Origin of the sequence: Herbidospora cretacea (genome assembly GCF_001570605.1) — a bacterium.
Taxonomy (GTDB): domain Bacteria; phylum Actinomycetota; class Actinomycetes; order Streptosporangiales; family Streptosporangiaceae; genus Herbidospora; species Herbidospora cretacea.
This window is the reverse complement of record NZ_BBXG01000010.1, coordinates 25,878-49,475: the sequence shown is the minus strand read 5'-3', so window position 1 is coordinate 49,475 and position 23,598 is coordinate 25,878. Positions and strand designations below refer to the sequence as shown.

The 23,598-nt window shown below is 70.0% G+C and carries 29 protein-coding genes; 10 read left to right on the top strand and 19 right to left on the bottom strand.

Going from position 1 to position 23,598, the window contains the following annotated elements; translation table 11 throughout:
- Positions 1–54: 54 nt before the first annotated feature.
- Genes AW270_RS21180 through AW270_RS21170 form a run of 3 tightly spaced genes read right to left on the bottom strand, consistent with a single transcriptional unit; the run spans position 55 to position 2,124 of the window.
- Complete coding sequence (locus tag AW270_RS21180; RefSeq protein ID WP_061296866.1) at positions 55–765, bottom strand: alpha/beta hydrolase; 711 nt, start codon at positions 763–765, stop codon at positions 55–57.
- Positions 766–781: 16 nt separating this feature from the next.
- Positions 782–1,075, bottom strand: a complete 294-nt coding sequence (locus AW270_RS21175; protein ID WP_061296865.1) for an Rv1322 family protein — start codon at positions 1,073–1,075, stop codon at positions 782–784.
- Positions 1,076–1,080: 5 nt separating this feature from the next.
- Positions 1,081–2,124: a 3-hydroxyacyl-CoA dehydrogenase gene (locus tag AW270_RS21170; RefSeq protein ID WP_061296864.1), complete on the bottom strand. Its 1,044-nt coding sequence runs from the start codon at positions 2,122–2,124 to the stop codon at positions 1,081–1,083.
- Positions 2,125–2,181: 57 nt separating this feature from the next.
- Here AW270_RS21170 and nucS point away from each other — a divergent pair, with 57 nt between their 5' ends.
- The 7 genes from nucS (at position 2,182) to AW270_RS21135 (ending at position 7,788) form a co-directional block, all read left to right on the top strand.
- Positions 2,182–2,844, top strand: a complete 663-nt coding sequence (gene nucS / locus AW270_RS21165; RefSeq protein WP_061296863.1) for an endonuclease NucS — start codon at positions 2,182–2,184, stop codon at positions 2,842–2,844.
- A 14-nt stretch (positions 2,845–2,858) separates the two neighbouring features.
- The gene (locus tag AW270_RS21160) at positions 2,859–3,542 is read left to right on the top strand and encodes a hypothetical protein (protein ID WP_061296862.1); all 684 of its coding nucleotides are present in this window, start codon (positions 2,859–2,861) and stop codon (positions 3,540–3,542) included.
- 83 nt (positions 3,543–3,625) lie between these two features.
- Positions 3,626–4,456, top strand: a complete 831-nt coding sequence (locus AW270_RS21155; protein ID WP_174549879.1) for an ABC transporter ATP-binding protein — start codon at positions 3,626–3,628, stop codon at positions 4,454–4,456.
- The gene (locus tag AW270_RS21150; protein ID WP_061296861.1) at positions 4,453–5,250 is read left to right on the top strand and encodes an ABC transporter permease; all 798 of its coding nucleotides are present in this window, start codon (positions 4,453–4,455) and stop codon (positions 5,248–5,250) included. The genes AW270_RS21155 and AW270_RS21150 overlap by 4 nt, the downstream gene beginning before the upstream one ends.
- Positions 5,226–6,455 carry a sensor histidine kinase gene (locus AW270_RS21145; RefSeq protein WP_061296860.1) on the top strand — a complete coding sequence of 410 codons (1,230 nt, stop codon included), beginning with the start codon at positions 5,226–5,228 and terminating at the stop codon, positions 6,453–6,455. The genes AW270_RS21150 and AW270_RS21145 overlap by 25 nt, the downstream gene beginning before the upstream one ends.
- A complete protein-coding gene (locus AW270_RS21140) occupies positions 6,452–7,069 on the top strand; it encodes a response regulator (protein ID WP_061296859.1) in 618 nt (205 codons plus the stop codon). Before AW270_RS21145 ends, AW270_RS21140 begins: the two co-directional genes overlap by 4 nt.
- Before the next feature lie 110 nt (positions 7,070–7,179).
- Positions 7,180–7,788 carry a TetR/AcrR family transcriptional regulator gene (locus tag AW270_RS21135; protein WP_245674792.1) on the top strand — a complete coding sequence of 203 codons (609 nt, stop codon included), beginning with the start codon at positions 7,180–7,182 and terminating at the stop codon, positions 7,786–7,788.
- Between the two features lie 194 nt (positions 7,789–7,982).
- Here AW270_RS21135 and AW270_RS21130 read toward each other — a convergent pair whose 3' ends face one another.
- The 4 genes from AW270_RS21130 to AW270_RS21115 are packed head-to-tail and all read right to left on the bottom strand — an operon-like array spanning position 7,983 to position 11,761.
- Positions 7,983–8,576, bottom strand: coding sequence for a response regulator transcription factor (locus AW270_RS21130; protein ID WP_061296857.1), 594 nt, complete (start codon positions 8,574–8,576; stop codon positions 7,983–7,985).
- Positions 8,573–9,757: a sensor histidine kinase gene (locus tag AW270_RS21125; protein WP_082801721.1), complete on the bottom strand. Its 1,185-nt coding sequence runs from the start codon at positions 9,755–9,757 to the stop codon at positions 8,573–8,575. The genes AW270_RS21130 and AW270_RS21125 overlap by 4 nt, the downstream gene beginning before the upstream one ends.
- A gap of 19 nt (positions 9,758–9,776) precedes the next feature.
- Positions 9,777–10,886: an ABC transporter permease gene (locus AW270_RS21120; protein WP_061296855.1), complete on the bottom strand. Its 1,110-nt coding sequence runs from the start codon at positions 10,884–10,886 to the stop codon at positions 9,777–9,779.
- A complete protein-coding gene (locus AW270_RS21115) occupies positions 10,883–11,761 on the bottom strand; it encodes an ABC transporter ATP-binding protein (protein ID WP_061296854.1) in 879 nt (292 codons plus the stop codon). The genes AW270_RS21120 and AW270_RS21115 overlap by 4 nt, the downstream gene beginning before the upstream one ends.
- Positions 11,762–11,873: 112 nt before the next feature.
- Here AW270_RS21115 and AW270_RS21110 point away from each other — a divergent pair, with 112 nt between their 5' ends.
- Complete coding sequence (locus AW270_RS21110) at positions 11,874–12,461, top strand: cob(I)yrinic acid a,c-diamide adenosyltransferase (RefSeq protein WP_061296853.1); 588 nt, start codon at positions 11,874–11,876, stop codon at positions 12,459–12,461.
- Here AW270_RS21110 and AW270_RS21105 read toward each other — a convergent pair.
- Complete coding sequence (locus AW270_RS21105) at positions 12,412–13,068, bottom strand: DUF998 domain-containing protein (RefSeq protein ID WP_082801720.1); 657 nt, start codon at positions 13,066–13,068, stop codon at positions 12,412–12,414. The genes AW270_RS21110 and AW270_RS21105 overlap by 50 nt on opposite strands.
- Before the next feature lie 134 nt (positions 13,069–13,202).
- On the opposite strand from AW270_RS21105, the gene AW270_RS21100 reads away from it, so the two are divergent.
- Positions 13,203–13,526, top strand: coding sequence for a YciI family protein (locus tag AW270_RS21100; RefSeq protein WP_061296852.1), 324 nt, complete (start codon positions 13,203–13,205; stop codon positions 13,524–13,526).
- A complete protein-coding gene (locus AW270_RS21095) occupies positions 13,523–15,445 on the top strand; it encodes an RNA polymerase sigma factor (protein ID WP_061296851.1) in 1,923 nt (640 codons plus the stop codon). The genes AW270_RS21100 and AW270_RS21095 overlap by 4 nt, the downstream gene beginning before the upstream one ends.
- Here the strand turns inward: AW270_RS21095 and AW270_RS21090 are convergent.
- From AW270_RS21090 to AW270_RS21040, 11 genes are all read right to left on the bottom strand, one after another.
- Positions 15,410–15,790 (bottom strand): DUF2550 domain-containing protein, encoded by a 381-nt coding sequence (locus AW270_RS21090; protein WP_061296850.1) that lies wholly within the window; start codon positions 15,788–15,790, stop codon positions 15,410–15,412. The two genes, AW270_RS21095 and AW270_RS21090, sit on opposite strands and share 36 nt — an antisense overlap.
- Positions 15,791–15,811: 21 nt before the next feature.
- Positions 15,812–16,213: a F0F1 ATP synthase subunit epsilon gene (locus AW270_RS21085; protein WP_061296849.1), complete on the bottom strand. Its 402-nt coding sequence runs from the start codon at positions 16,211–16,213 to the stop codon at positions 15,812–15,814.
- Positions 16,214–16,267: 54 nt separating this feature from the next.
- Positions 16,268–17,707 (bottom strand): F0F1 ATP synthase subunit beta, encoded by a 1,440-nt coding sequence (atpD, locus tag AW270_RS21080; protein ID WP_061296848.1) that lies wholly within the window; start codon positions 17,705–17,707, stop codon positions 16,268–16,270.
- 1 nt (position 17,708) lies between these two features.
- The gene (locus tag AW270_RS21075) at positions 17,709–18,611 is read right to left on the bottom strand and encodes a F0F1 ATP synthase subunit gamma (protein ID WP_061296847.1); all 903 of its coding nucleotides are present in this window, start codon (positions 18,609–18,611) and stop codon (positions 17,709–17,711) included.
- Positions 18,612–18,614: 3 nt separating this feature from the next.
- Complete coding sequence (gene atpA / locus AW270_RS21070) at positions 18,615–20,264, bottom strand: F0F1 ATP synthase subunit alpha (protein ID WP_061296846.1); 1,650 nt, start codon at positions 20,262–20,264, stop codon at positions 18,615–18,617.
- Positions 20,265–20,286: 22 nt separating this feature from the next.
- Complete coding sequence (locus AW270_RS21065; protein WP_061296845.1) at positions 20,287–21,090, bottom strand: F0F1 ATP synthase subunit delta; 804 nt, start codon at positions 21,088–21,090, stop codon at positions 20,287–20,289.
- Entirely contained in the window at positions 21,090–21,635 is a 546-nt protein-coding gene (locus AW270_RS21060) for a F0F1 ATP synthase subunit B (RefSeq protein WP_061296844.1), read from the bottom strand. Before AW270_RS21060 ends, AW270_RS21065 begins: the two co-directional genes overlap by 1 nt.
- Positions 21,636–21,667: 32 nt before the next feature.
- A complete protein-coding gene (gene atpE / locus AW270_RS21055; protein WP_061296843.1) occupies positions 21,668–21,892 on the bottom strand; it encodes an ATP synthase F0 subunit C in 225 nt (74 codons plus the stop codon).
- 67 nt (positions 21,893–21,959) lie between these two features.
- Positions 21,960–22,754 carry a F0F1 ATP synthase subunit A gene (gene atpB, locus AW270_RS21050; RefSeq protein ID WP_061296842.1) on the bottom strand — a complete coding sequence of 265 codons (795 nt, stop codon included), beginning with the start codon at positions 22,752–22,754 and terminating at the stop codon, positions 21,960–21,962.
- Between the two features lie 61 nt (positions 22,755–22,815).
- Entirely contained in the window at positions 22,816–23,031 is a 216-nt protein-coding gene (locus tag AW270_RS21045) for a hypothetical protein (protein WP_061297013.1), read from the bottom strand.
- Between the two features lie 51 nt (positions 23,032–23,082).
- Positions 23,083–23,502, bottom strand: coding sequence for a Cg1360 family ATP-synthase-associated protein (locus tag AW270_RS21040; protein ID WP_061296841.1), 420 nt, complete (start codon positions 23,500–23,502; stop codon positions 23,083–23,085).
- Positions 23,503–23,598 lie beyond the last annotated feature (96 nt).

Below are 23,598 nucleotides of genomic sequence, written 5' to 3'. Positions count from 1 at the left end.
CCGCAACCGTAGCCCGGTCTGTCGCCGGGTCACCACCGGTTGTCAGGCGCGGCATCAAGCCGGGATCGTCGTCGGCAGCGGCGCCGCCGACGGGTTCACCCGCTGGACGATGTGGTCGAGCACGATCCGGACGTAGGGCTCCCCCACCCACAGGTGCTTGGCGCCCTCGACCCCGACGACCTCGGCCTGCGGCACCCGCTTGAAGCGTTCGGCCGCCTCGGCGGGGCGCAGGTAGTCGTCGAACTCGGGCACCAGCGCGACCAGCGGCCTGCCGAAGTCGGCCCAGGCGTCGAGGTCGGCGTCGGTGGCCCGCCTGAGCGGCGGCGACAGCAGGATCGCGCCCTCGACCAGCGGGTCACGCCCCCACCGCAGCGCGAGCTCGGTGCCGAACGACCACCCGACCAGCCACGGCCGGGGCAGGTCGTGGAACTCGGCGTACTCCAGCGCGGCGGCGACGTCGAGCCGCTCCCCCACGCCGTCTTCGAACTCGCCCTGGGAGGCGCCGCGCTCGGAGGAGGTGCCCCGGGTGTTGAAGCGCAGCACCGCGACGTCGGCCAGCGCGGGCAGCCGGAACGACGCCTTGCGCAGCACGTGGCTGTCCATCATGCCGCCGTGGGTCGGCAGCGGGTGGAGGCAGACGAGGGTGGCGACGGGGGGCGTGTTCTCGGGCACCGCCACCTCGCCGACCAGGGTCAGCTCGTCGGCGGTGTACAGCTCGATGTCGGTGCGGCGGGCGGGAAGCACCGTCGACGCCCGGATCTCCACTGTGGTCGTCTCCTCTTCAGTAGCGGGTGCGGCCGGGGCCGCGGTTGAGGCGGTTGCGCCAGCAGGCGGTGTGCCAGTGGCGGCGCTCCTCCTCGCCGCCGGCCCAGTGGGGCCAGCTCACGATGTGGGGCATGCCCGGACGGATCGCCTGGTCACATCCCGGGCAGCGGTAGGGCCGGTCGGCGGAGCCGCCGGTGACCGTGCGGACCACCCAGTCGCCGTCGGCCGCCTCCTCGACGCGGTCGATCCCCGCGGGGCGGATCGGCCCTTTGGGGGTCTCGTCGGCTCGGCGGGCACGGCGGGGGCTCATACGTCCTATTCTTCCAGCTCGGGAAAACTGTCCAGCGACCGCATCCGGAGTGCGGCGATGGTCTCGAAGGGCCCCGAACGGTAGCCGCAGCCCAGCTTCATGGCCTCGTCGATGTCGTCCTGGGAGGCGTAGCCGCTGGTGAACATGTCGATGGCGTCCACCAGGTAGGGCCGCAGCAGGACCATGGCGTCGAAGCCCTCCTCCGCTTCCGGCTCGCCGTCGTGGAAGCCGCCGCCGGACTTGCGGCCCAGCCGGCCCCTGCCGACGAGCTCGGTGAGGATCTTCGCCGGTTCGTGGCGCGGGTCGCCGCCGTCCCGGTGGAGGACGCCGCAGATCTCCAGGGCGGTGTCGAGCCCGATGAGGTCGAGCAGGGCGAAGGGTCCCATCGGGAGCCCGGCCTGGACGACCATCGCGGTGTCGATCGCCTCCTTGCTCGCCGCTTTCTGATCGAGCAACTGGCAGGCGTGGTTGAGGTAGCCCAGCAGGAGGCGGTTGACCACGAACCCCGGCCGGTCGCCGACGACCACCGGGCGCTTGCCGATCCGGCGGGCGAGGTCGGCGACCTCTCCGGTGACGGTGCTGCGGGCCGTGCCGACGACCTCGACGAGCCGCATGACCGGCGCGGGGTTGAAGAAGTGCATCCCCACGACCCGCTCCGGCCGGCCGGTGCGCAGCGCGATCTCGGTGACCGGCAGCGAGGAGGTGTTGGTCGCGAGGATCGCCTCCGGCTTGCAGATCCGGTCGAGGTCGGCGAACAGCGGGAGCTTGAGCTCCATGAGCTCGGGGATCGCCTCGACGACCAGGTCGGCCTCGGCGAAGGCCGCCCGGTCGGCCGACAGGGTGACCCGCCCGAGGATCGCCTCCCGCTCCCCGGGCGACAGCTTGCCCCGGGCGACCGCCCTGCCGGTCGAGCCCTCCAGGTGACCGCGCCCGCGCGCCAGCGCCGCCTCGTCGGCCTCCACCCCGATGACCCGCAGACCCGCGCGGGCGAAGACCTCGGCGATGCCCGCCCCCATCGTGCCGAGCCCGGCGACCCCAACGGTCTCCACGCGACCACCTCCTGAACCGCAGTCTCCCAGAGGCCCGTTCGCCGGTAGGGTTCGGGCATGCGGCTGGTCATCGCGCGATGCAGCGTGGATTACGTGGGGCGGCTGACGGCACACCTGCCGATGGCGCCCAGGCTCATCCTCATCAAGGCCGACGGCAGCGTGTCGATCCACTGCGACGACCGCGCCTTCAAGCCCCTCAACTGGATGAACCCACCGTGCAAGATCCGTGAGGCCGAGGGCACCTGGACGGTCACCCACAGCAAGACCGGCGAGAAGCTGATCCTCACGATGGACGAGATCATGCACGACTCCAAGCACGAGCTCGGCGTCGACCCCGGCCTGCAGAAAGACGGCGTGGAGGCCCACCTCCAGGAGCTCCTGGCCGAACACATCACCACCCTCGGCGCGGGCTACACGCTGGTGCGGCGCGAATACATGACCGCGATCGGCCCGGTCGACATCCTCTGCCGCGACCAGTCGGGCGCGACCGTGGCCGTCGAGATCAAGCGCAGGGGCGAGATCGACGGCGTCGAGCAGCTCACCCGCTACCTCGAACTGCTGAACCGCGACCCCCTGCTCGCCCCGGTCCGCGGCGTCTTCGCCGCCCAGGAGATCAAGCCCCAGGCCAAGGTCCTGGCCAACGACAGGGGCATCGACTGCGTCACCCTCGACTACGACGGCCTGCGCGGCATCGAACCGGAGAACCCGACGCTCTTCTGACGCGTCATAGGGGAATGACCAGACGACTGGCCCCGCTGCTCGCCCTGATGCTCGCCGCCTGCGGCACCGCGACCCCCGGCACGGGCGGCGAGGTCCGCGTCGAGGCGGCCGACTATCCGGTCACCACGCTCGTGGTGACCGGCACGGCCGCCCCCGACGAGCCGACCAAGGCCGAACTGCAGGACCTCACCCGCTCGGCCGAGCAGTCGGGCGAGAAGCTGGAGACCCTGCTCCACAAGTACCGGGGATCCGCCACCTTCCAGGCCCTGGTCTCGCAGCTGGCGACCGACCAGCCCGACCTCTACGTCAGCTCGGGATACCTCGACGACGGCCGGGCCGACGTGTGGCTGCGGCTGACGCGCGAGCCCGACCGCGCGCTCCTCGACCGGATCCGGGCCACCCCCTACGACGTCGAGGTCCAACACGGAACCCCGCTCGGCTCGGACGCCCTCGTCAAGATCATGGAGAAGATGTTCGCGGCGGTCTCGGCCTTCCCCGGCGTTCGGGCGGGCACCGGCCGAGTCGACCACGACGACGACTCGATCAGACTCACCTACGCGATCGAGAAGGGCGCGACCGTCGACGAGGCCGAGCTGAGAGACGCCGCCCTCGAAGCGGGCGGCGGCGCGGGGAGCATCCCGGTGGACGTGGTCTTCGTGAACGACCCCGGCTCCATGGTGGAGCCTCTGGCCGGATGACGCCGATCGTCCTCCGAATGGAGGACAGGACAGTCGATCGGTCGTAGGTCCCGTGGATCAAGGATTTTCGCGACATTTGATCCATGACGACAGCGATCCACGTTCGCGGCCTGACCAAGCGCTACGGCGCGGTCCAGGCCGTCGGGGGCCTGGACCTCGACATACGCACCGGCGAGGTGTTCGCCATCCTCGGCCCCAACGGCGCCGGGAAGTCCACCACGGTGGAGATCCTGGAGGGCTACCGCAAGCGCGACGCCGGGGAGGTCTCCGTCCTCGGCGTCGACCCGGGTCAGGCGACGAGCGCGTGGCGGGCCAGGGTCGGCATCGTGCTGCAGACCGCCAACGACGCCGCCGAGCTCACCGTCCGCGAGACGGTCCGCCACTTCGCCCGCTACTACCCCGACAGCAAGGACCCCGACGAGGTCATCGCCAAGGTCGGGCTGACCGAGAGGGCCGGGGCCCGCATCCGCCAGCTCTCCGGCGGCCAGCGCCGCCGGGTCGACGTCGCCCTGGGCATCGTGGGCCGCCCCGAACTGGTCTTCCTCGACGAGCCCACGACCGGCTTCGACCCCGAGGCCCGCCGGCAGTTCTGGGACCTCATCAGGTCGCTGGCCGCCGAGGGCACCACGATCGTGCTGACCACCCACTACCTCGACGAGGCCGAGGCGCTCGCCGACCGGGTCGCGGTCATCGCGAAGGGGCGCATCGTCGCCGAGGGCACCCCCCGGACGCTGGGCGGGCGGGCCACCGCCAGCGCCCGCGTCACCTGGGCCGACGGCTACGCCGAGACCGACACCCCCACCGCGCTGGTGCGCACCCTCGCCGACAAGTACGACGGCGAGATCCCCGGCCTGCAGATCGTGCGGCCCTCCCTCGAAGACATCTACCTGGACCTGATCGGGGACGCAGAATGACCGCCACCCTGAACATCGGCCTCGCCCGCGCGGCGCTGGAGACCAAGCTCTTCTTCCGCCAGCGCGACGCCGTCATCTTCACCTTCTCCTTCCCGATCATCCTGCTGGTCCTGTTCGGCTCGATCTTCGAGGGCGACCTGGAGGGCACCGGCATCACGGTCGCCCAGCTCTACTCGGCCGGCCTGATCGGCGCCGGCGTGATGGGCGTGGCGTTCCAGAACCTCGCGATCGGCATCGCCATCGACCGCGACGACGGCACGCTGAAGCGCCTGGCGGGCACGCCGATGCCGCGCCCGGCCTACTTCGTCGGGAAGCTGGTCAGCTCGCTGGTGCTCGCGGCGATCGAGGTGGCGCTGCTGCTGGCGGTCGCGGTGCTCCTGTTCGACCTGGAACTACCCACCGATATCGGCCGATGGGCGACACTGGTCTGGGTGCTCACGCTCGGCCTCGCCGGTGCGGCCCTCCTGGGGATCGCGGTCAGCAGCCTGCCGCGCAACGCCAAGAGCGCCGCCGCGGTGGTCTCCATGCCCTACGTGCTGCTCCAGTTCATCTCCGGTGTCTACATCCCCTTCACGGAGCTTCCCTCATGGCTGAACAACGTCGCGGCGATCTTCCCGCTGAAGTGGATGTGCCAGGGCCTTCGGTCGGTGTTCCTGGGCGACGCGGGGGCGGCGCTGGAACTGACGGGCTCCTACGAGCTGCCGAAGGTGGCGCTGGTGCTGGGGCTGTGGCTGGTCGGCGGGCTGGTGCTGTGCCTGGTGACGTTCCGGTGGACCAACCGCGGCGAAAGCTGAGGGCCTTCCTGGGCAGGCGGCCCGAGGTCCGGGCCGCCTTCCCCGAGGAGACCAACGCCTGGGAGTCCTTCCGAGGCTGGGAGATCCTGTTCGGCCTGGCCTGGACGACCGCCGTGCTCTTCGTCGTGTACGACGAGGAGGCGACCCCCGTGAAGCGGGCCGTCACCATCGGGCTGATGCTCCTGTGCGCGGCGGCCTACCTGCTCATGGGCCGGAGCCTGATCATCGGCGACAAGGAGGACAGCCCCCAGGCGATCCTCTACGTCGCCGTCCTCTGCCTGGCGTTCATCCCGGCGACGCTGATCGTGCCGAACGCGTCGTTCGGTCTGTTCACCCTGTGCCCGCAGGTGTTCATGCTGCTCAGCGGGCGGCTGGCCGCCGCGACGGTGGTGCTGCTCAACGTGTCGCCGGTGGCCTGGTTCATCGGGCAGGCCGACCTGGAGTTCCCCGACCTGGTCCGGTTCACCGGCACCACTCTGATCGCGATCACCTTCTCGCTGGTCTTCGGGCCGTGGATAACCCGCATCATCCGCCAGAGCGCGGAGCGGGCCGACCTCATCCGGCAGCTGGAGGCCAGCAAGGCGGAGGTCGCCCGGCTGTCGACCGAGAAGGGCGCCCTGGCCGAGCGGGAGCGGCTGGCCGGGGAGATCCACGACACCATCGCCCAGGGGTTCACCAGCATCATCATGCTCATCCAGGCGGCCCAGGCGGGGCGTGAACCGGCGCGGCATCTGGGTCTGGCCGTACAGACGGCCCGGGAGAACCTGGCCGAGGCCCGCGCGCTGGTCGCGGCGCTCAGCCCGGCGCCGCTCGACGGATCCACCCTCGACGACGCGCTGCGGAGGCTCTCGCTGCGGCTGTCGGAGGAGCTCGGCGTCGCGGTGTCCCACACGGTCGAGGGCGAGTCGCGCAAGCTCCCGCCGAGCAGCGAGGTGGTGCTGATCAGGACCGCCCAGGAGGCGCTGGCCAACGTGCGCAAGCACGCCGCCGCCCGCTCCGTGAAAGTTTCAGTCCGGTACGGCTCCGCCGAGGTCACGCTGACGGTCCGCGACGACGGAGCCGGCTTCGACCCGAGCACGGGCGCCGGGTTCGGCCTGCGGGGCATGCGCGCCAGAATCGAACAGCAGGGCGGGCTCCTCCAAGTGGTGAGCGCGCCGGGGGAAGGGGCGTCGGTGCACGTGACGCTCCCGATGGGAGAGAAATGATCCGGCTCATGATCGTCGACGATCACCCCGTGGTCCGCGAGGGCCTGCGCGGGATGATCGACGGCCACGAGGGCATCACCGTCGTCGGCGAGGCCGGGTCGGGCGACGAGGCGGTGGCGCGGGCCCGCGAGCTCACGCCCGACGTCGTGCTGATGGACCTGCGCATGCCCGGCGGCGACGGCGTGGGCGCGACGAGCCGCATCCTCGCAGGTCAGCCAAGTTCCCGGGTGATCGTGCTGACCACCTACGAGACCGACCAGGACATCGTGCGGGCCGTCGAGGCGGGCGCGGCGGGTTATCTGCTCAAGGACACCTCGCGGGCCGACCTGCTGGGCGCGATCAAGGCGGCGGCCCGGGGCGAGACGGTGCTGTCGCCGAGTGTGGCGACCAGATTGGTCACGCGGATGCGGGCGCCCGTAATCGAGTCACTGTCCCCCCGCGAGAGGGAGGTACTGTCTCTGGTGGCGCGCGGACTGACCAACGGGGAGATCGGGCGGGAGTTGTTCATCAGCGAGACCACCGTGAAGACCCATCTCCTGCGCGTGTTCGGCAAGCTGGGTGTCTCCGACCGGACCGCCGCCGTCACCACGGCGCTGGATCGGGGTCTGCTTTAGTGACATCCGATAACCAGGTTGCATAAAAGCTGCTATTTTCCCGATACTTCCGTTAAAAAGATCTTGCGTCCATAATGGTGGCTTCTGGGGGGCCAGGACGGCGAGGTGAGATGGTGACGGGACGAGAATATCGGGGGATGTCGGCGGCCGAACGGGTCGCCGATCGCCGGGAGCGGCTCATCACGGCCGCTTACGGCCTGTTCGCCACTCCCGGATTCCACGCGACCACGATCGAGCGGCTCTGCTCGACCGCGCACATCTCCAACCGGGCGTTCTACGAGTGCTTCGCGGGCCGCGAGGAGCTGATGCGCGCCGTCTACGAGCGCTGCGTCGACGACACCCTGAGCGCGGTCGGCGCCGCCATAGAGAACGCCCCGCCCACCCTGGAAGGGCGCATCGTCGCCGGGATCACCGAGTATGTGCGGTTCGTGACGCTGGACGTGCGCCGGGCCCGCATCATGCACCTGGAGGTGCGCCGCGCGGGCGACGTGCTGTCGGGGTCGCGGCAGAAGGCGGTCGCCGGGTTCACCAACATGATCGAGAGCTCGCTCAAGGGGCTCCAGGAGGAGTTACCCGCCGAGCTCCACCTGCTCGCCCTGGCGCTGATAGGGGCGCTCACCGAACTGCTCATCGAGTGGGTCCTGTCCGACGACCGGCCGGAGAAGGAGCTGCTGGTCGCCACCGCCGTGCACGTCTTCCGCCGGTCGTTCCAGACCTGACCCCCAACACTCACCCCCGACACCGGCCCCTGGCCCGCCCGCAGAGCCTGACCTGAAGACCCTGTGAGGCGGCGAGCCAGGGGACAGCGCGAATATGTGAACACCGGGATCGACACCCCGGAGCGGGCGAAACGCGTTCACGTTCCGTAGTCACACCATGACACAGCAAGCCGGGCGGAGCCGGGAACGACCCGTCAGATCCAGCCCATGTCCTGAGCCGTCCGGATCGCCCCGATCCGGTTGACCGCGCCCAGCTTGGCGATCGCGTTGGACAGGTAGTTGCGCACCGTGCCCTCGCTGAGGTGCAGCGACGCGGCGATCTCACTGACCGACGCGCCCGAGGCGGCCAGCGCGAGCGCGTCCCGCTCACGGTCGGTCAGCGGCGACTCCCCGGCCATCATGGCCGAGGCGGCCATCTCGGGATCGAGGTAGCGGCCGCCGGCGTGCACCTTCCGGATGGCGGCGGCCAGTTCATCGGCGGAGGCGTCTTTCGGCACGAACCCCCGCACCCCGGCCGCCAGCGCGCGGCGCAGGTAGCCGGGGCGGCCGAAGCTGGTCAGGATCAGCATCGCCTGGCCGGGCAGCGACTCGGCGACGCTCAGTCCGTCGAGGCCGGGCATCTCGACGTCGAGCACGAGCACGTCGGGCGCGTGCTCGGCGACCGCGGCGGCCACGAGATTGCCCCGGGCGACCTGGGACACGACCGTGATGTCGGGCTCCAGTCCGAGCAGGGTGGCGATGGCCTGCCGGATGAGGTGCTCGTCGTCGGCCAGCAGGACCCTGATCACGGCTGGGCCACCAGGACCGGCTTCGCGGCCGAGGGCGCGCAGGCGCGGAGCAGGAACCCGCCCTTCCCGTCGGGCTCGGCCGTCAGGCTGCCGCCGACGGCGCCGAGCCGCTCGGCCAGCCCGGCCAGGCCGCTGCCCCCGTCGTCCTTGCCGGCGTCCTTCCTGACGCCGTTGTTGCGCACCTCGAGGATCGTCTCCCCCGGGGTGAGCCGCAGGGTGATGTCGCAGGTGGTGGCGTTGCTGTGGCGCAGCACGTTGGTGACGGCCTCGCGGACCACCCAGGCGAACACCGGGGCGGTGTCGCCGGGGGCGTCGCGGTAGGGCAGCATCAGGCGGCAGGTGATCCCGGCCGCCTCCAGCACGCCGCGCACGCTGGCGAGCTCGGCGGTCAGGTCGAGTTCCCGGTAGCCCTTGACCGCCTCGCGCAGCTCGCGCAGGGCGGTCCGGGCCAGCGCCCGCACCTCGGCCATCTCCTCGCTCGCCGGCGTCTCCCCGGCGAGCCGGACGGCCAGTTCGCTCTTGACCGCGATGGCCGAGAGCTGGTGGCCGACCAGGTCGTGCAGGTCACGGGCGAACCGCAGCCGCTCCTCGGCGACCGCGAGCCGGGCCTGCGCCTCGCGACCCTCGTGGGCCTCCTCGGCGACCCGCCACATCCACACCCACAGACGGTTGGTCCAGGGCAGGAACGAGGACATGAGCGCGCTGTAGAACACGACGCCGACCATGACGCCGACGAGGGTGGCCGTGTCGGCCCCGGGCAGCGTCTGGACGAGGCCCCAGTAGCTCAGCGGCGCCATCACCGCGAAGGTCCCGAGCGCCTGGAACACCGCGGTGCGCCGCCGCACCCCCACCGCCGCGATCGACAGCCAGGCGTAGGAGGTGAAGCTCCACCAGGCCGCGGGGCCCGCGCTCATGACGGCCAGCACGATCGCGATCACACCCATGGTGACGATCTCGCCCCTGGGGTAACGCCGTTCGAGGATGTTCCTGGTGACCCGCAGGAACAGGAAACTGAACGCGAGGAGCAGGATCAGCCCGGGGACGAGCCGCCACACCGTGACCGGCTGGACACCAGGGTTGGCGACCATGCCGAGGGCGGCGAAGAGCCAGACCAGCCCAAGCGTCGTGTTGAGCGTGAACCGGACCACCCGCCGGGCTCTTTTGATCCCTTTGTCCATCATCGCCAGCCCATCTTAGGTGTCACTTCGTGCGGAGAACCTCGGTGATCTTCAGCCGCTTACCGGTCCGCAGCACCGCCCGCTCGTAGATGCGCCCGCCCATCATCAGCACGGCCGCGACCGCGACCACCATGAGGGCTCCCGACAGCAGGATCTCCCACAGGGCCACCTCGGAGGCGGCCACCCGCACCGGCATGACCATCGAGGAGAACGGCGGCACGAAGGAGAGGATCTCGGCCACCGGGTGGTCGGGGCTGGCGGAGGCGAAGAACGAGACACCGTACGAGATCATGAACAGCAGCATCATCGGCTGCAGCACGTTGCCGACCTCCTCCTGCCGCGACACCAGCGAGGCGAGCGACCCGGCGAGGGCGGCGAAGAAGGCGTAGCCGAGCACCCACCAGAGCAGCGCGCTCACCACGATCCCGGCCATGCCGGGCGGGAAGTCGGCGGAGAAGCCGGAGAGGAACGCCCCGGTGAGGCCGGCGGCCAGCACCACCGCCAGGTTGATGAACCCGACGACGCCCAGGCCGAAGATCTTGCCGCCGAGTAGCTGCCAGGGCCGGACCGAGATGAGCAGGATCTCCACGATCCGGCTGCCCTTCTCCTCGACCACGCCCATCGCGACGATCATCACCGAACCGATGATCATGAAGAACAGCAGCAGCACGAGCACGGTCGAGATCCCCCGCCGCGCCCCCTCATACCGGGTGTCCGCGCCGACCGACTGCATCTGGAGCGGCGTCACGGTCACCCCGGCGGCGCCGATCTGCGCCTCGCGGTTGGCGCTCTGGAGCAGCAGCCCGAGCTCGCTGTCGATCTCCCCGTTGGTCAGCACGCGGGCGGAGTCGACGACGGCGACGTCGACGTCGCCGTCGAGCACCGCCGCGGTGGCCGCCTTCTCGTCGGGGAAGGCCTTCCAGGTGATCTTCGCGTCGGGGGCGAGGGACTGGAGGGGCAGCTCCTGCCCGCCCACGCGCCCGAGGTTGTACTCGTCGGGCCCGCCGAACAGCTTGGGCGCGAACGCGATGCCCCCGACGAGCACCGCCGAGATGACGAGGCTGATCACGAACGCCCGGGTCCTGACCTGGGTGCTGATCTCCCGCTTGGCCACCAGCCACAGACCGCTCATGCCACTGCCTCCCTGAAGATCTCGACCAGCGTGGGGCGCTCCACCCCGAAGAACTCGACGTGCCCGGCCTCGGCGGCCTTCCTGAGCACGGCCTGGTCATCGCCCCCGGCGACCGTCAGCACGTCACGGTCGCCGTCCTTGCTCAGCTCCCCGGCCAGCCCGTCGGCCCAGCCCGGCTTCGCGTCCCGGACGACGACCCGCAGCCGCCGCGCCTCCGCGTCGCGCAGTTCGTCGACGGTGCCGCTGGCCACCATGCGCCCGGCCGACACGATCCCGACCGCGTCGCAGAGCCGCTCGACCAGTTCGAGCTGGTGGCTGGAGAAGATCACCGGCACCCCGCCCCGGGCCCGCTCGTGCAGCACCTCGGCCAGCGCGTCGACCGCGATCGGGTCGAGCCCCGAGAACGGCTCGTCGAGGATGAGCAGCTCGGGGTCGTGGATGAGGGCGACCGCGAGCTGCACGCGCTGCTGGTTGCCCAGGGAGAGCGACTCGACGGCGTCGCCGACGCGGGCGGCCAGGCCGAGCCGCTCGACGAGCGCCTCACGCGCCTTGACCACCGCCGCGGCGTCCATGCCGTGGAGGCGGCCGAAGTAGTCGATCTGCTCCCCGACGCGCATCTTCTGGTAGAGCCCGCGCTCCTCCGGCATGTAGCCGAAGGTCCGCCGCTCGGTGAAGGTGAGCGGGCGCCCGTTCCAGAGCACCTCGCCCTCGTCGGCGGTGAGGACCTTCATGACGATCCGCATCGTCGTCGTCTTGCCGGCCCCGTTGGCCCCCACGAAGCCGAACATCTGGCCGGCCGGGACCGCGAAGCTCACCCCGTCGAGGGCGACCTTGCCGGCCCCGAATGTCTTGCGCAAACCCCTGATCTCCAACATGCCCTTATCCTCGCTTTACCGGGACATGGTGCGTAGACGTGGAAATCAGCGGCTCGCCGGGGATTCCGCAGCCGATCGGTATGACATTTGCCACATGGCTACGCTTGTCGCCATGACGCGTGACAACGACCAGCCCGTGGTGCTCTCGAAGATCTACACCAGGACCGGGGACGACGGCACGACCGCGCTCGGCGACATGAGCCGCACCGCCAAGACCGACCCGCGCCTGGCCGCCTACGCCGACGTGGACGAGGCCAACGCGGCCATCGGCGTGGCCCTGGCGATGGGCGGCCTGCCCGAGGACATCGGCGCGGTGCTGCTGCGCGTCCAGAACGAGCTGTTCGACGTGGGCGCCGACCTGTGCACCCCGATCGTCGACGACCCGGAGTTCCCCCCGCTGCGCGTCGACGCGTCCTACGTGGAGTGGCTGGAATCGCGGTGCGACGAGTTCAACACCCGCCTGAAGCCCCTGCGGTCGTTCATCCTCCCGGGCGGCTCCCCCGGCACCGCCCTGCTCCACGTGGCCCGGACCGTCACCCGCCGGGCCGAACGGTCGACGTGGGCGGCGCTGGAGATCCACGGCGACATGAACCCGCTGACGGCCACCTACCTCAACCGCTTGAGCGACCTGCTGTTCATCCTGTGCCGGATCAGCTCCGACGGCGCGGAGATCCTGTGGAAGCCGGGCGGGACCCGCTGAGCCCACGGGCGGCGGCCCAGGCCACCCAGGAGATCCAGAGCATCGCGCTGATCGCGCCGACGGCGAGGGTCAGCGAACCCGCCTTCCCGCCGCTCATCGCCCAGAGGTTCCCGGCGAGCAGGGCGGTCCCGGCGACACGGGAGGCGAGGGCGGAACCGCGGTCCCCCGCACGGGAGAACCGTCGTCCGAGCACGTAGCAGGCGGCGATGAGGGCGGCGAAGGTGATCGACCCGGCGGCCATGTGGCCGATGCCGCTCACCCCGAGGGTGCCCGGCCCGGCCGGGGTTCCCGCCGGGAAGCCGTCGCCCGGTTCCATGACCAGGACCCCGGCGGCGATCATGCCCAGGCCGGAGACGCCGACCAGCCGGGGCAGCCACGCGCCGTCCGTCACACGGCGGAATCCGGCCGCTCCGGCGAGCATCAGGAGCCCGGCGACCACGAAGTTCGCGATCTGCACCCAGCCGGGCGATCCGGTGCTGAGCAGGCTGAGCGGGTGGCGGGTCAGGTCGAAGCCCTCGCGGGTCGCGGCCTGGGCCAGCGACACCGCCGACCAGAGCGGCCCGGCGACGGCGGCGCAGAGGAGCAGGGTGCGAGTGGTGACGGTCATGGTGGGCCTTTCGGTTCGATGCCTTCGCCCCAGACGTCGAAGATGCGATATGACAGGGAATGACCCGGTTCCCTGTCACATCCGCCGATCGACGTGAGGGCAGAGACAACGAACGGACAAGGGAGAGACCCGAGATGCGCTACCTGCTGCTGAGCCTGGCCGACGAGAACACCCCCGCCCCCGACGAGAGGCTCTTCGCCGAGATGGGCGCCTTCATCGAGGAGATGAGCGCCAAGGGGATCCTGCTGGCCACCGGCGGGCTGGAGCCGGGCGGCCTCCGGATGACCTCGGCCGGCGGCGAGACCACGGTCACCGACGGGCCGTTCACCGAGGCCAAGGAGGCCGCCGTCGGGTTCGCCCTGGTGGAGGTGACCTCCGAGGAGGAGGTGCTGGAGCTGACCCGCCGGTTCCGCCGCGTCGTCGGCGACGGGGTGAGTGAGATCCGCAGGGTCCTGTGATCGAGGCCGTCTGGAGACTGGAGTCGGCGAAGATCATCGCCGGGCTGATGCGGGTCGTCCGCGACGTCGGCCTGGCCGAGGAGTTCGCCCAGGACGCCCTCGTCGCCGCCATGGAACAGTGGCCCGGCGAGGGCGTGCCCGACAATCCCGGCGCCTGGCTGATGGCGGTGGCCAGGCGCCGCGCCGTCGACCACGTCCGGCGGGAGCGGCGGCACGACCGCACCCACGAGCAGATGGCGCACGACCTGCGCGACGGCGAGGAGCCCGCGCAGGAGGACACGCAGGACGACACGCTGCGGCTGATGTTCCTGTCGTGTCACCCGGTGCTGCCGCCACCGGCGCGGGTCGCCCTCACCCTGAAGCTGGTGGGCGGGCTCAGCACGGCGGAGATCGCCCGCGCCTTCCTCACCGGCGAGCAGGTCGTCGCCCGGCGCGTCGCCGACGCCAGACGCATCCTCGCCGACCACCGGGTGGACTTCGAGCTGCCCGGCCCACCCGAGACGGCCGACCGCCTCGGGTCGGTGCTGGAGGTCATCTACCTGATCTTCAACGAGGGATACTCGGCGGCGTCCGGCGACGACCTGATGCGCCCGCACCTGGCTCTGGAGGCGCTCCGCCTGGGCGGCACGCTGGCCGAGCTCGCGCCGGAGCCGGAGGTGCTGGGGCTGCTGGCCCTGATGGAGATCCAGACCTCCCGCGCCGACGCCCGCACCGGCCCTTCGGGCGAGCCCATCCCGCTGCACGAGCAGAACAGGGGCCGCTGGGACCGGCTCCGGATCCGCCGGGGCTTCACCGCGATGCTGCGCGCCCGCGAGATCGGCGGCCCGCCCGGCCCCTACCTCGTGCAGGCCGCCATCGCCGTCTGCCACGCGCAGGCGCCCACCGCCGAGGAGACCGACTGGGGGCAGATCGCCTCGCTCTACGAGATCCTCGTGCGGCTGACCCCGACCCCGGTCGTCCGGCTCAACCAGGCCGTGGCGGTCGGCATGGCGTACGGGCCGCAGGCCGGGCTCGACCTGGCCGACGGCCTGACCGCCGACCCCGCGCTGCGGAACTACCACCTGCTCCCGGGCGTCCGCGCCGACCTGCTGCTCCGTCTCGGCAGGCACGGTGAGGCGCGCGGGGAGTTCCTGCGGGCCGCTCAGCTCACTGACAACGCGGCCGAACGGGCCTTCCTCGAACGGCGCGCCGACCGGATCCCGCCCGACGACCACGCGGGCGTCCTGCTGGGCGAGGCGGTCGGGGAGTTCCTGGCCGGTCTCACGCCGTCGACCGCGCGGTCCTACGGCCAGACGCTGCACCGCCTGTGCGTGGCCCTCGGCGCGCGGACGCCGCTCGCGACGGTGACCGCCGCCGAGGTGGGCCGGGCGGCGACGACAGCGTGGGGCGCGACGGCGGCCCGGACCTGGAACCGCCATCTGGCCGCGATCGGCTCGTTCTCCGCGTGGGCGCAGGGGCCCGGCCTCACCGGTGACCTGCGACGCCGCGAGCAGCCGCCGCCCGTCCGGAGACCGGCGCTCCAGGGAGAGCCGCCGTGGGACCGGCCCGGGGTGGCGCTGCGGGAACGGGTGCTGTGGTGCCTGCTGCACGAATCGGCCGCGCCGGTGAGCCGGGTGCTGGCGCTCGACGTCGACGACCTCGACCTGGACGACCGCCGCTCGCGCACCGGCGTCTCCTGGCGGTCCCGGACGGCCCGGCTGCTGCCCGAACTGGTCGCCGGCCGCACCCGGGGGCCGCTGTTCCTCTCCGACCGGCGTCCCGCGCCCGCCCGCCGACCGGCGGAGAAGGACCTGTGCCCCGACACCGGGCGGCGACGGCTGTCCTACGAGCGCGCCGAGCACCTGTTCAAGCAGGCCACCGGACGCACCCTGCGCGCCCTGCGCTCAGACGGCGTCGAGGTGGGCGCTGGGCGGGGCTGACTCCAGCCAGGCCAGGAAGCCCGTCAGGGCGTCTTCGCTCATGGCCAGGCTGACCGCGCCGGCCTCGACCATCCAGTGGCCCTGGGGGCCCTCCCCCGCTTCCAGGGGGCGACGCCGGGAAACGACAAGGCCGCGCCTCGCGATTGCGTGGCGCGGCCTCAGACGGATTCCGGCGAGAGGGACCCAGTGGAGCTCTCCTCCGGCGTAGCGGGCTACCCCGCTCTGCCATTTCCCGGTCCCGGTCCGTACGTGACAGATGACCGTCCCCCGGCGCGAGGCCAGGGCGACGACACGAATACAGAACAGGACAGCGAGCAGAGCCAACCCTATGAGTAGTAGCTCCACCGCTGCCCCTCCTTCTGGAACTCAGACCTCTTCGCCGGCCGCCCGGAGGCGGGCCGTGTTGCGCTTGGCTTCCAACTGGGCGTCCGCGTCGTCCTGACTGGCCTCGATCGCGGCCTGGGCCCGCTGGAGCGCGTCCTTCGCCGCGGCCACGTCGACCTCGGAACCGAGCTCGGCCGCTTCGGCGAGGATGGACACCTCGTTGGCGGCGACCGAGATGAAGCCGCCGTGTACGGCGGCGACCAGGTCGTTGGCGCCGTCACGCTTGACGCGCAGCACGCCACCCTCGACGAGGACGCCGATAACGGGCGCGTGATTCGGCATAATACCGATCTCGCCCTCGACGGTCTTGGCAATCACCATGTCGGCTTCGCCAGACCAGATCTCACGCTCCGGTGAGACCACGCCCACCTGCAGCTTTGCCATCTCTTCCCTCCAAGAACACCGGCGCGGCCCGGAGGCCGCGCCGGCGCCGCACGATTAGCGGGTCAGGTCCTTCGCCTTGGCGATGGCCTGCTCGATGCCGCCGACCATGAAGAACGCCTGCTCGGGCAGGTGGTCGTACTCACCCGCGCACAGGCCCTTGAAGGAGGCGATGGTCTCGTCGAGCGGGACGAACTCGCCCGGCTGACCGGTGAACGCCTCGGCGGCGTACATCGGGTGGGACAGGAAGCGCTCGATGCGGCGGGCCCGCTGAACGGTGACCTTGTCCTCTTCGGAGAGCTCGTCGATGCCGAGGATCGCGATGATGTCCTGCAGTTCCTTGTACTTCTGCAGGATCCGCTTGGTCTCCTGCGCCACCGCGTAGTGCTCGTCGCCGACGATGGTCGGGTCGAGGATGCGGGAGGTGGAGTCGAGCGGGTCGACCGCCGGGTAGATGCCCTTCTCGGAGATCGGACGGGACAGAACCGTCTGAGCGTCGAGGTGGGCGAACGCGTTGTGCGGGGCCGGGTCGGTGATGTCGTCGGCGGGCACGTAGATCGCCTGCATCGAGGTGATCGAGTGACCGCGCGTCGAGGTGATGCGCTCCTGGAGCACACCCATCTCGTCGGCCAGCGTCGGCTGGTAACCCACGGCGGAGGGCATGCGGCCGAGCAGCGTCGACACCTCGGAACCCGCCTGGGTGAACCGGAAGATGTTGTCGATGAACAGCAGCACGTCCTGCTTCTGCACGTCGCGGAAGTACTCCGCCATCGTCAGCGCCGACAGCGCCACGCGCAGACGGGTGCCCGGGGGCTCGTCCATCTGGCCGAAGACGAGCGCGGTGTCCTTGAGGACGCCCGCCTCTTCCATCTCCAGCCAGAGGTCGTTGCCCTCACGGGTGCGCTCGCCGACGCCCGCGAAGCACGAGGTGCCCGAGAACTTCAGCGCGACTCGACGGATCATCTCCTGGATCAGAACCGTCTTGCCGACGCCCGCGCCGCCGAACAGGCCGATCTTCCCACCCTTCACGTAGGGGGTGAGGAGGTCGATGACCTTGATGCCGGTGGGCAGCATCTCGGTGCGGGACTCGAGCTGGTCGAACGCGGGAGAGGGACGGTGGATGCCCCACTTCTCGGTGATCTTCAGCGACGCGGTGGGCACGTCGAGCGACTCGCCCAGCGTGCTCCACACGTGGCCCTTGACGACGTCGCCGACCGGCACCGAGATCGGCGCGCCGGAGTCGGACACCGCCGCACCGCGGACCAGGCCGTCGGTGGGCTGCATGGAGATGGCCCGGACCAGGTTGTCACCCAGGTGCTGGGCGACCTCGAGGGTCAGGGTCTTGGTCTGCGCCTCGCCGTCGACCTCGAGGGTCACGTCGACGTTCAGGGCGTTGTAGATGTCCGGCATCGCCTCGACGGGGAACTCCACGTCGACGACGGGACCGGTGACACGGGCGACGCGGCCCACGCCGGTCTCAACAGTCTGTGCGGTCATTTCACTCTTTCCCCGCGGCGGAGTCGGCGAGCGCGTTCGCGCCACCGACGATCTCGCTGATTTCCTGGGTGATCTCCGCCTGACGAACCTGGTTCATCTGCTGGGTGAAAACCCGGATGAGCTCGTTGGCGTTGTCGGTCGCGGACTTCATCGCGCGGCGCCGGCTGGCCTCTTCGGAGGCGGCCGACTGCAGCAGCGCGGAGAAGATGCGCGATTCCACGTAGCGCGGCAGCAGCGAGTCGAGCACGGCACCGGCCGAGGGCTCGAACTCGAAGTAGGGCAGCGGGCCGTCCTTGGGCGCCTCGGTCGTCTCGACGACCTCCAGCGGCAGGATGCGGTTCACCACCACGTTCTGCGTCAGCATCGAGACGAACTCGGTCGAGACGATGTGGATCTCGTCGATCCCGTCCTCGGCCTTGAACGACTCGATGAGCGTGTCGGCGATGTCCTTGGCGTCCTGGTAGGACGGCCGGCGGGAGAAGCCGACCCACTGGCCGCCCATCTCGCGCTGACGGAACGCGTGCCAGCCCACGCCCTTGCGTCCGGAGACGAAGGGCGTGACCTGGATGCCGCGCGACTCCAGCAGGCCACGAAGGGCCTCGGCCTCGCGCAGCAGGTTGGCGTTGAAGCCGCCGCAGAACCCGCTGTCACTGGTGATGATCAGCACACCGGCCCGGGACGGGTTCTCCTTGGCGACCGTGAGCGGGTGGTCGACCGAGGAGGTGTTGCTGACGACACCCGTGACGGCGCGGGTGATCTCCCGCTCGTAGGGCACGGCGGCCTGCATGCGCTGCTGAGCCTTGACGATGCGCGACGAGGCGATGAGCTCCTGCGCGCGGGTGATCTTCGCCGTGGACTTGACCGACTTGATCCGCCGCCGCAGCAGTCGAAGCTGGGCGCCCATCGGCTACTTCGCCTCCGGCTTCCGCACGTGCTTGACGATCTTCTCCTGGCCGACCTCGTCGGCACCGAGCGGGGCCACCGGCTCGTCCTTGACCAGCAGGTCACCGGACGAGGTGGTGAAGCCCTTCTTGAACTCGGTGATCGAGTCCTTCAGCACGGTGACGGTGTCGTCGGACAGCTCGCCGCTCTCGCGGATGCCGTCGAAGACGCCCTTCTGGGTGCTGCCGACGTAGTCGAGGAACTCCGACTCGAAGCGGCGGACGTCTTCCAGAGGAACCTCGTCGAGCTCGCCGGAGGTACCCGCCCACACCGAGACGACCTGCTTCTCGGCCGGGAACGGCGAGAACTGCGGCTGCTTGAGCAGCTCGACGAGCCGGGCGCCACGGTCGAGCTGGGCGCGGGAGGCGGCGTCGAGGTCGGACGCGAAGGCGGCGAACGCCTCCAGGTCACGGTACTGCGACAGGGACAGCCGGAGCGTGCCGGCGACCTTGCGCATCGCCTTGATCTGCGCCGAGCCACCGACTCGGGAGACCGAGACACCGACGTTGATCGCCGGGCGGACGCCGGCGTTGAACAGGTCGGTCTCCAGGAAGCACTGGCCGTCGGTGATCGAGATGACGTTGGTCGGGATGAACGCCGACACGTCGTTGCCCTTGGTCTCGATGATCGGCAGACCGGTCATCGAGCCGCCGCCCATGTCGGCCGAGAGCTTGGCGCAGCGCTCGAGCAGACGTGAGTGCAAGTAGAAGACGTCGCCGGGGAACGCCTCACGGCCCGGCGGACGACGCAGCAGCAGCGAGACGGCGCGGTAGGCGTCGGCCTGCTTGGTCAGGTCGTCGAAGATGATGAGGACGTGCTTGCCCTGGTACATCCAGTGCTGGCCGATGGCCGAACCGGTGTAGGGGGCGAGGTACTTGAAGCCCGCGGCGTCGGACGCCGGAGCGGCCACGATGGTGGTGTACTCCATCGCGCCGGCCTCTTCGAGGCGGCCCTTCACCTGGGCGATCGTGGAGCCCTTCTGGCCGACGGCGACGTAGACGCAGCGGACCTGCTTGTCCGGGTCGCCGGAGAGCCAGTTCTCCTTCTGGTTGAGGATCGTGTCGACCGCGATGGCCGTCTTGCCGGTGCCACGGTCGCCGATGATCAGCTGTCGCTGGCCACGGCCGATCGGGGTCATCGCGTCGATCGCCTTGAGGCCGGTCTGCAGCGGCTGCTTCACGGGCTGCCGCTGGACGACCGACGGCGCCTGGGTCTCGAGGGCACGACGGCCCTCGGCCTCGATCGCGCCCTTGCCGTCAAGGGGGTTGCCCAGGGGGTCGACCACGCGGCCCATGAAGCCGTCGCCCACCGGGACGGAGAGGACCTGGCCGGTGCGGCGCACCTGCTGGCCCTCCTCCACCTTGCTGAAGTCGCCCAGAATAACGACACCGATCTCCCGGACGTCCAGGTTCAGTGCCAGGCCACGCGTGCCGTCCTCGAACTCGAGCAGCTCGTTCGCCATCGTCGAGGGAAGGCCGGAGACATGGGCGATACCGTCGCCACAGTCGACGACGGTCCCGATCTCCTCACGTGCCGCGCCTTCCGGCTCGTACGCCTGGACGAAGCGCTCAAGCGCGTCCCGGATCTCGTCCGGCCGGATCGTCAGCTCCGCCATCTCTTCCTGTCTCCCTATTCGCCTAGCCGGCCAACCGGCGGCGGACTTCTTCAATACGTGCGGCGATGGTGGTGTCGATGATCTCGTCCCCGATCTTGATCGAGAACCCACCGAGCACCTTCGGGTCCACCTCAACGTTCAGGTGGACGTCTCGGCCGTAGGTGGCCCGCAGCCAGGTGGCCAGGCGCTGCTTCTGCGCGTCGGACAGCAGCACCGCGCTGGTGACGACCGCCACCAGACGCTGCCGCTGAAGGGCGACGAGGCGGCCGAACTCCTCCAGGCCTCGTTCCAGGCTACGTCCGCGCGGGTGTGCGGCGACCTGGGAGACGAGGCGCAGGGTGGTCGGCGCGACCTTGGCCCCGAGCAGGTCCGACAGCAGTGAGGCCTTGCCGGTCGCGGCCGGGTCGGCCAGCGCGCGGCGCAGATCGGGGTTGGCCGCGAGGATCCGGCCGAAGCGGAACAGCTCGTCTTCGACGTCGTCGAGACGGCCGGCCCCCTCTGCCTCGCTCGCGGCCGCGATCACACCGAGCCGCTCCACGGCGTCGGCCAGGTCACCGGAGCGCGACCACTTGGCCTCGACCACGGCGACCGTCGTCTCCAGCGCCTCGGCCGACACCTTGCCCTGCAGGAGGGCGCGGATGGTCTGCGCCTTCTGCGCGGCGGGGCGCGACGGGTCGGAGAGCGAACGGCGCAGGCCGGGCTCCCGGTCGAACAGCGCGGCCACCGCGAAGAGCTCGTCGGCCAGCGTGCCCAGGTCGGCCGACCCGGCCACGCTGTTGAAGCGCTCCTCGACCTCGATGAGAGAGGTCCTGCTCAGGCCACGCATCAGCGGACCGCCGTGCCGGAGCCCTCAAGCTCATCGAGGAACCGGTCGACGACGCGGCGCTGGCGCGCCTCGTCCTCCAGCGACTCGCCGACGATGCGGCCGGCGAGGTCGGTCGACAGGCGGCCGATCTCGGCGCGCAGCTGCGCGAGCGCCTGCGCCTTGTCGGCCTCGATCTGGGCGTGGGCGGCCTCGACGATGCGACGGGCCTCGGCCTGCGCCTCCTCGCGGAGTTCGGCCTTGATCTGCGCGCCCTGCTCGCGAGCTTCCTCCCGGAGGCGGGCGGCCTCCTGGCGGGCCTCGCTCAGCTGGTCGCGGTACTGCTGAAGAGTTGCCTGGGCCTCGGCCTGGGCGTCCTCCGCCTTCTGGATGCCGCCTTCGATGGCCTCGGTGCGCTCGGCCAGCGTCTTCTGGATGCGCGGGGTAAGGATCTTACCGACGACGATGAAGACGAGCAGGAACGCGAGACCACCGATGACCAGCTCATAGGTGTGCGGGATGAGCGGGTTGTTCTCCTCCGCCGCCAGGAGCGTAGCTGCCAGTGTCATGGGCGCAGCCTTCCGTCAGATGGGTGAACTCGTCAGCCGTAGATGAACGGCGCGACAAGACCGATGAGGGCGAGGGCCTCGGTCAGAACGAAGCCGAGGAGCATGTTCTGGCGGATGAGGCCGTAGGCCTCGGGCTGGCGGGCGATGGCCTGCACACCCTGGCCGAAGATGATGCCCACGCCGATGCCGGGGCCGATCGCCGCGAGGCCGTAACCGATCGCGCCGATGTTGCCGGAGACTTCAGCGAGAACGCTCATTGCGGTTTCCTTTACTGGTCGGCCGGTGAGCTTCCTTACTCACCGGTCTGGTCACGTCAGTGGTGGTTCAGTGGTCCGCGTGCAGCGAGCCGCCGATGTACATCGCGGCCAGCATCGTGAAGAGGAACGCCTGCAGGAACTGGATGAAGATCTCGAAGCCGGTCATGATCGTCGTCATGACGAAACCCACGAGGCCGAGCGGCGCACCAAGCGGGGTGAGCTGCTCGAAGAGGAAGTGGAAGCCGACGCTCGCGAAGAAGGCCAGGATGAGGTGGCCGGCGAACATGTTCGCGAACAGTCGGACCGCGTGGGTGAACGGCGCGAGAACGAGGTTCGAGATGAGCTCCAGCGGCGCCATCAGGACGTAGACGGCCTTGGGCAGACCGGGCGGGAACATCATGTTCTTGAAGTAGCCGATGCCGCCCTGGTGCTTGATGCCCAGGTAGATCTTGATCACGTAGACGGTGACCGCGAAGATGATCGGGAACGCGATGTGCGAGTTCACCGGCAGCTGCAGAACCGGGATCACACCGAAGAAGTTCCACAGCAGGATCAGCAGGAAGATCGAGAGCAGCAACGGCATCCAGCGCTCGGCGTCCTTGCCCAGGAACGGGCGGGCGCACTGGTCGCGGACGAACGTGTAGCCGTATTCACCGATGTTCTGAACGCCGCGCGGCACCAGCTTCGGCTTGGCGAAAGCGGTCCAGGCGAACACACAGACGATCAGGGCTCCCACGACCGCCAGAATGGCGGGCTTGTTGAGCCATTCGGGCGCCCCCGCGTAGAGAGGGGGGAAATTGAAGATCTCCGGCCCGGGAGCCTGGAATTCTCCGTCAGCGGCGAGGAGCGTCAGCGTAGTCACGCGGCGTTCCCTTCAACGTCGTGGACCATCATTGGAAGAATCAGAGCATGTGCGGGCGCGTTCAGCGGCCGTGCTTGAGGTAGACCAGCCAGCAGGCCAGGCCGACCCCGATAACCACACCTATGGGGATGAACGCGTGCACGCCCGTCCAATGGCTCAGCAACCAGCCGAGGCCACCCCAAAACAGCATTCCCGACAGCAAATAGCTCGGTACTGACCAGGCGGCGTCGGCGAAGTCGCGGCCGTCGTCCTCGGGCCTGCGCTGCTTCTCGCTCATCGCGGGCACGACGATAGCAGGCACCGCAAGGACTAGTCATATCGGACCCCATCAGTTCCCCTGACCGGGAACTTTGGAGTCTGGTTCGACGTACAGGAGCTTCAGCTTCATGAAGCCCCGCATCTCGCCGAAGGTCCACACGACGGTGAGGACGATCACACTCCAAGCGAACGCTTTGGGGTCGAAGACGGTGGTCGTCTCGAATGCCCTAAGGGTGATCATGATAGCGATCACCTTGACGAGATAACTCAAAACCGCCGCGGCGAACATGGCCATCGGCGAGATCCGGCCCGCCCAGGTGACCACGAACAGCCCGACGGTGAAGAAGACGGCCACCAGGACCAGCCCGATGACGGAGCCGAGAGCGCCCTCGAATCCGGCGAGGATCGCCGTGACGATGACGGCGATCAGCCCGACCGCCACCGTTGGCACGGCGGCGCCCTTGAGAACGCGCACGTCGTTGGCCTGCATCACGACTCCAGAACATGTTGTCAACCGAGCGTTTGCTTCGCCCAGGCTACGGGTTGCTGTTAGTGAAAGCTATCACAAGCTCCACGTCACGGGCTT

Excerpts from the sequence above, each read along its gene's own strand:
- AW270_RS21065 (WP_061296845.1), bottom strand. The coding sequence starts at position 21,090 with ATGCGTGGCCTGAGCAGGACCTCTCTCATCGAGGTCGAGGAGCGCTTC.
- AW270_RS21060 (WP_061296844.1), bottom strand. The coding sequence starts at position 21,635 with ATGACACTGGCAGCTACGCTCCTGGCGGCGGAGGAGAACAACCCGCTC.
- AW270_RS21100 (WP_061296852.1), top strand. The coding sequence starts at position 13,203 with ATGCGCTACCTGCTGCTGAGCCTGGCCGACGAGAACACCCCCGCCCCC.
- AW270_RS21135 (WP_245674792.1), top strand. The coding sequence starts at position 7,180 with ATGGTGACGGGACGAGAATATCGGGGGATGTCGGCGGCCGAACGGGTC.
- atpD (WP_061296848.1), bottom strand. The coding sequence starts at position 17,707 with ATGACCGCACAGACTGTTGAGACCGGCGTGGGCCGCGTCGCCCGTGTC.
- AW270_RS21075 (WP_061296847.1), bottom strand. The coding sequence starts at position 18,611 with ATGGGCGCCCAGCTTCGACTGCTGCGGCGGCGGATCAAGTCGGTCAAG.
- AW270_RS21120 (WP_061296855.1), bottom strand. The coding sequence starts at position 10,886 with ATGAGCGGTCTGTGGCTGGTGGCCAAGCGGGAGATCAGCACCCAGGTC.
- AW270_RS21175 (WP_061296865.1), bottom strand. The coding sequence starts at position 1,075 with ATGAGCCCCCGCCGTGCCCGCCGAGCCGACGAGACCCCCAAAGGGCCG.
- AW270_RS21045 (WP_061297013.1), bottom strand. The coding sequence starts at position 23,031 with ATGAGCGAGAAGCAGCGCAGGCCCGAGGACGACGGCCGCGACTTCGCC.
- nucS (WP_061296863.1), top strand. The coding sequence starts at position 2,182 with ATGCGGCTGGTCATCGCGCGATGCAGCGTGGATTACGTGGGGCGGCTG.
- AW270_RS21140 (WP_061296859.1), top strand. The coding sequence starts at position 6,452 with ATGATCCGGCTCATGATCGTCGACGATCACCCCGTGGTCCGCGAGGGC.
- AW270_RS21115 (WP_061296854.1), bottom strand. The coding sequence starts at position 11,761 with ATGTTGGAGATCAGGGGTTTGCGCAAGACATTCGGGGCCGGCAAGGTC.
- AW270_RS21105 (WP_082801720.1), bottom strand. The coding sequence starts at position 13,068 with ATGACCGTCACCACTCGCACCCTGCTCCTCTGCGCCGCCGTCGCCGGG.
- AW270_RS21040 (WP_061296841.1), bottom strand. The coding sequence starts at position 23,502 with ATGCAGGCCAACGACGTGCGCGTTCTCAAGGGCGCCGCCGTGCCAACG.
- AW270_RS21160 (WP_061296862.1), top strand. The coding sequence starts at position 2,859 with ATGACCAGACGACTGGCCCCGCTGCTCGCCCTGATGCTCGCCGCCTGC.
- AW270_RS21125 (WP_082801721.1), bottom strand. The coding sequence starts at position 9,757 with ATGATGGACAAAGGGATCAAAAGAGCCCGGCGGGTGGTCCGGTTCACG.
- atpE (WP_061296843.1), bottom strand. The coding sequence starts at position 21,892 with ATGAGCGTTCTCGCTGAAGTCTCCGGCAACATCGGCGCGATCGGTTAC.
- atpA (WP_061296846.1), bottom strand. The coding sequence starts at position 20,264 with ATGGCGGAGCTGACGATCCGGCCGGACGAGATCCGGGACGCGCTTGAG.
- AW270_RS21085 (WP_061296849.1), bottom strand. The coding sequence starts at position 16,213 with ATGGCAAAGCTGCAGGTGGGCGTGGTCTCACCGGAGCGTGAGATCTGG.
- AW270_RS21155 (WP_174549879.1), top strand. The coding sequence starts at position 3,626 with ATGACGACAGCGATCCACGTTCGCGGCCTGACCAAGCGCTACGGCGCG.
- AW270_RS21110 (WP_061296853.1), top strand. The coding sequence starts at position 11,874 with ATGACGCGTGACAACGACCAGCCCGTGGTGCTCTCGAAGATCTACACC.
- AW270_RS21150 (WP_061296861.1), top strand. The coding sequence starts at position 4,453 with ATGACCGCCACCCTGAACATCGGCCTCGCCCGCGCGGCGCTGGAGACC.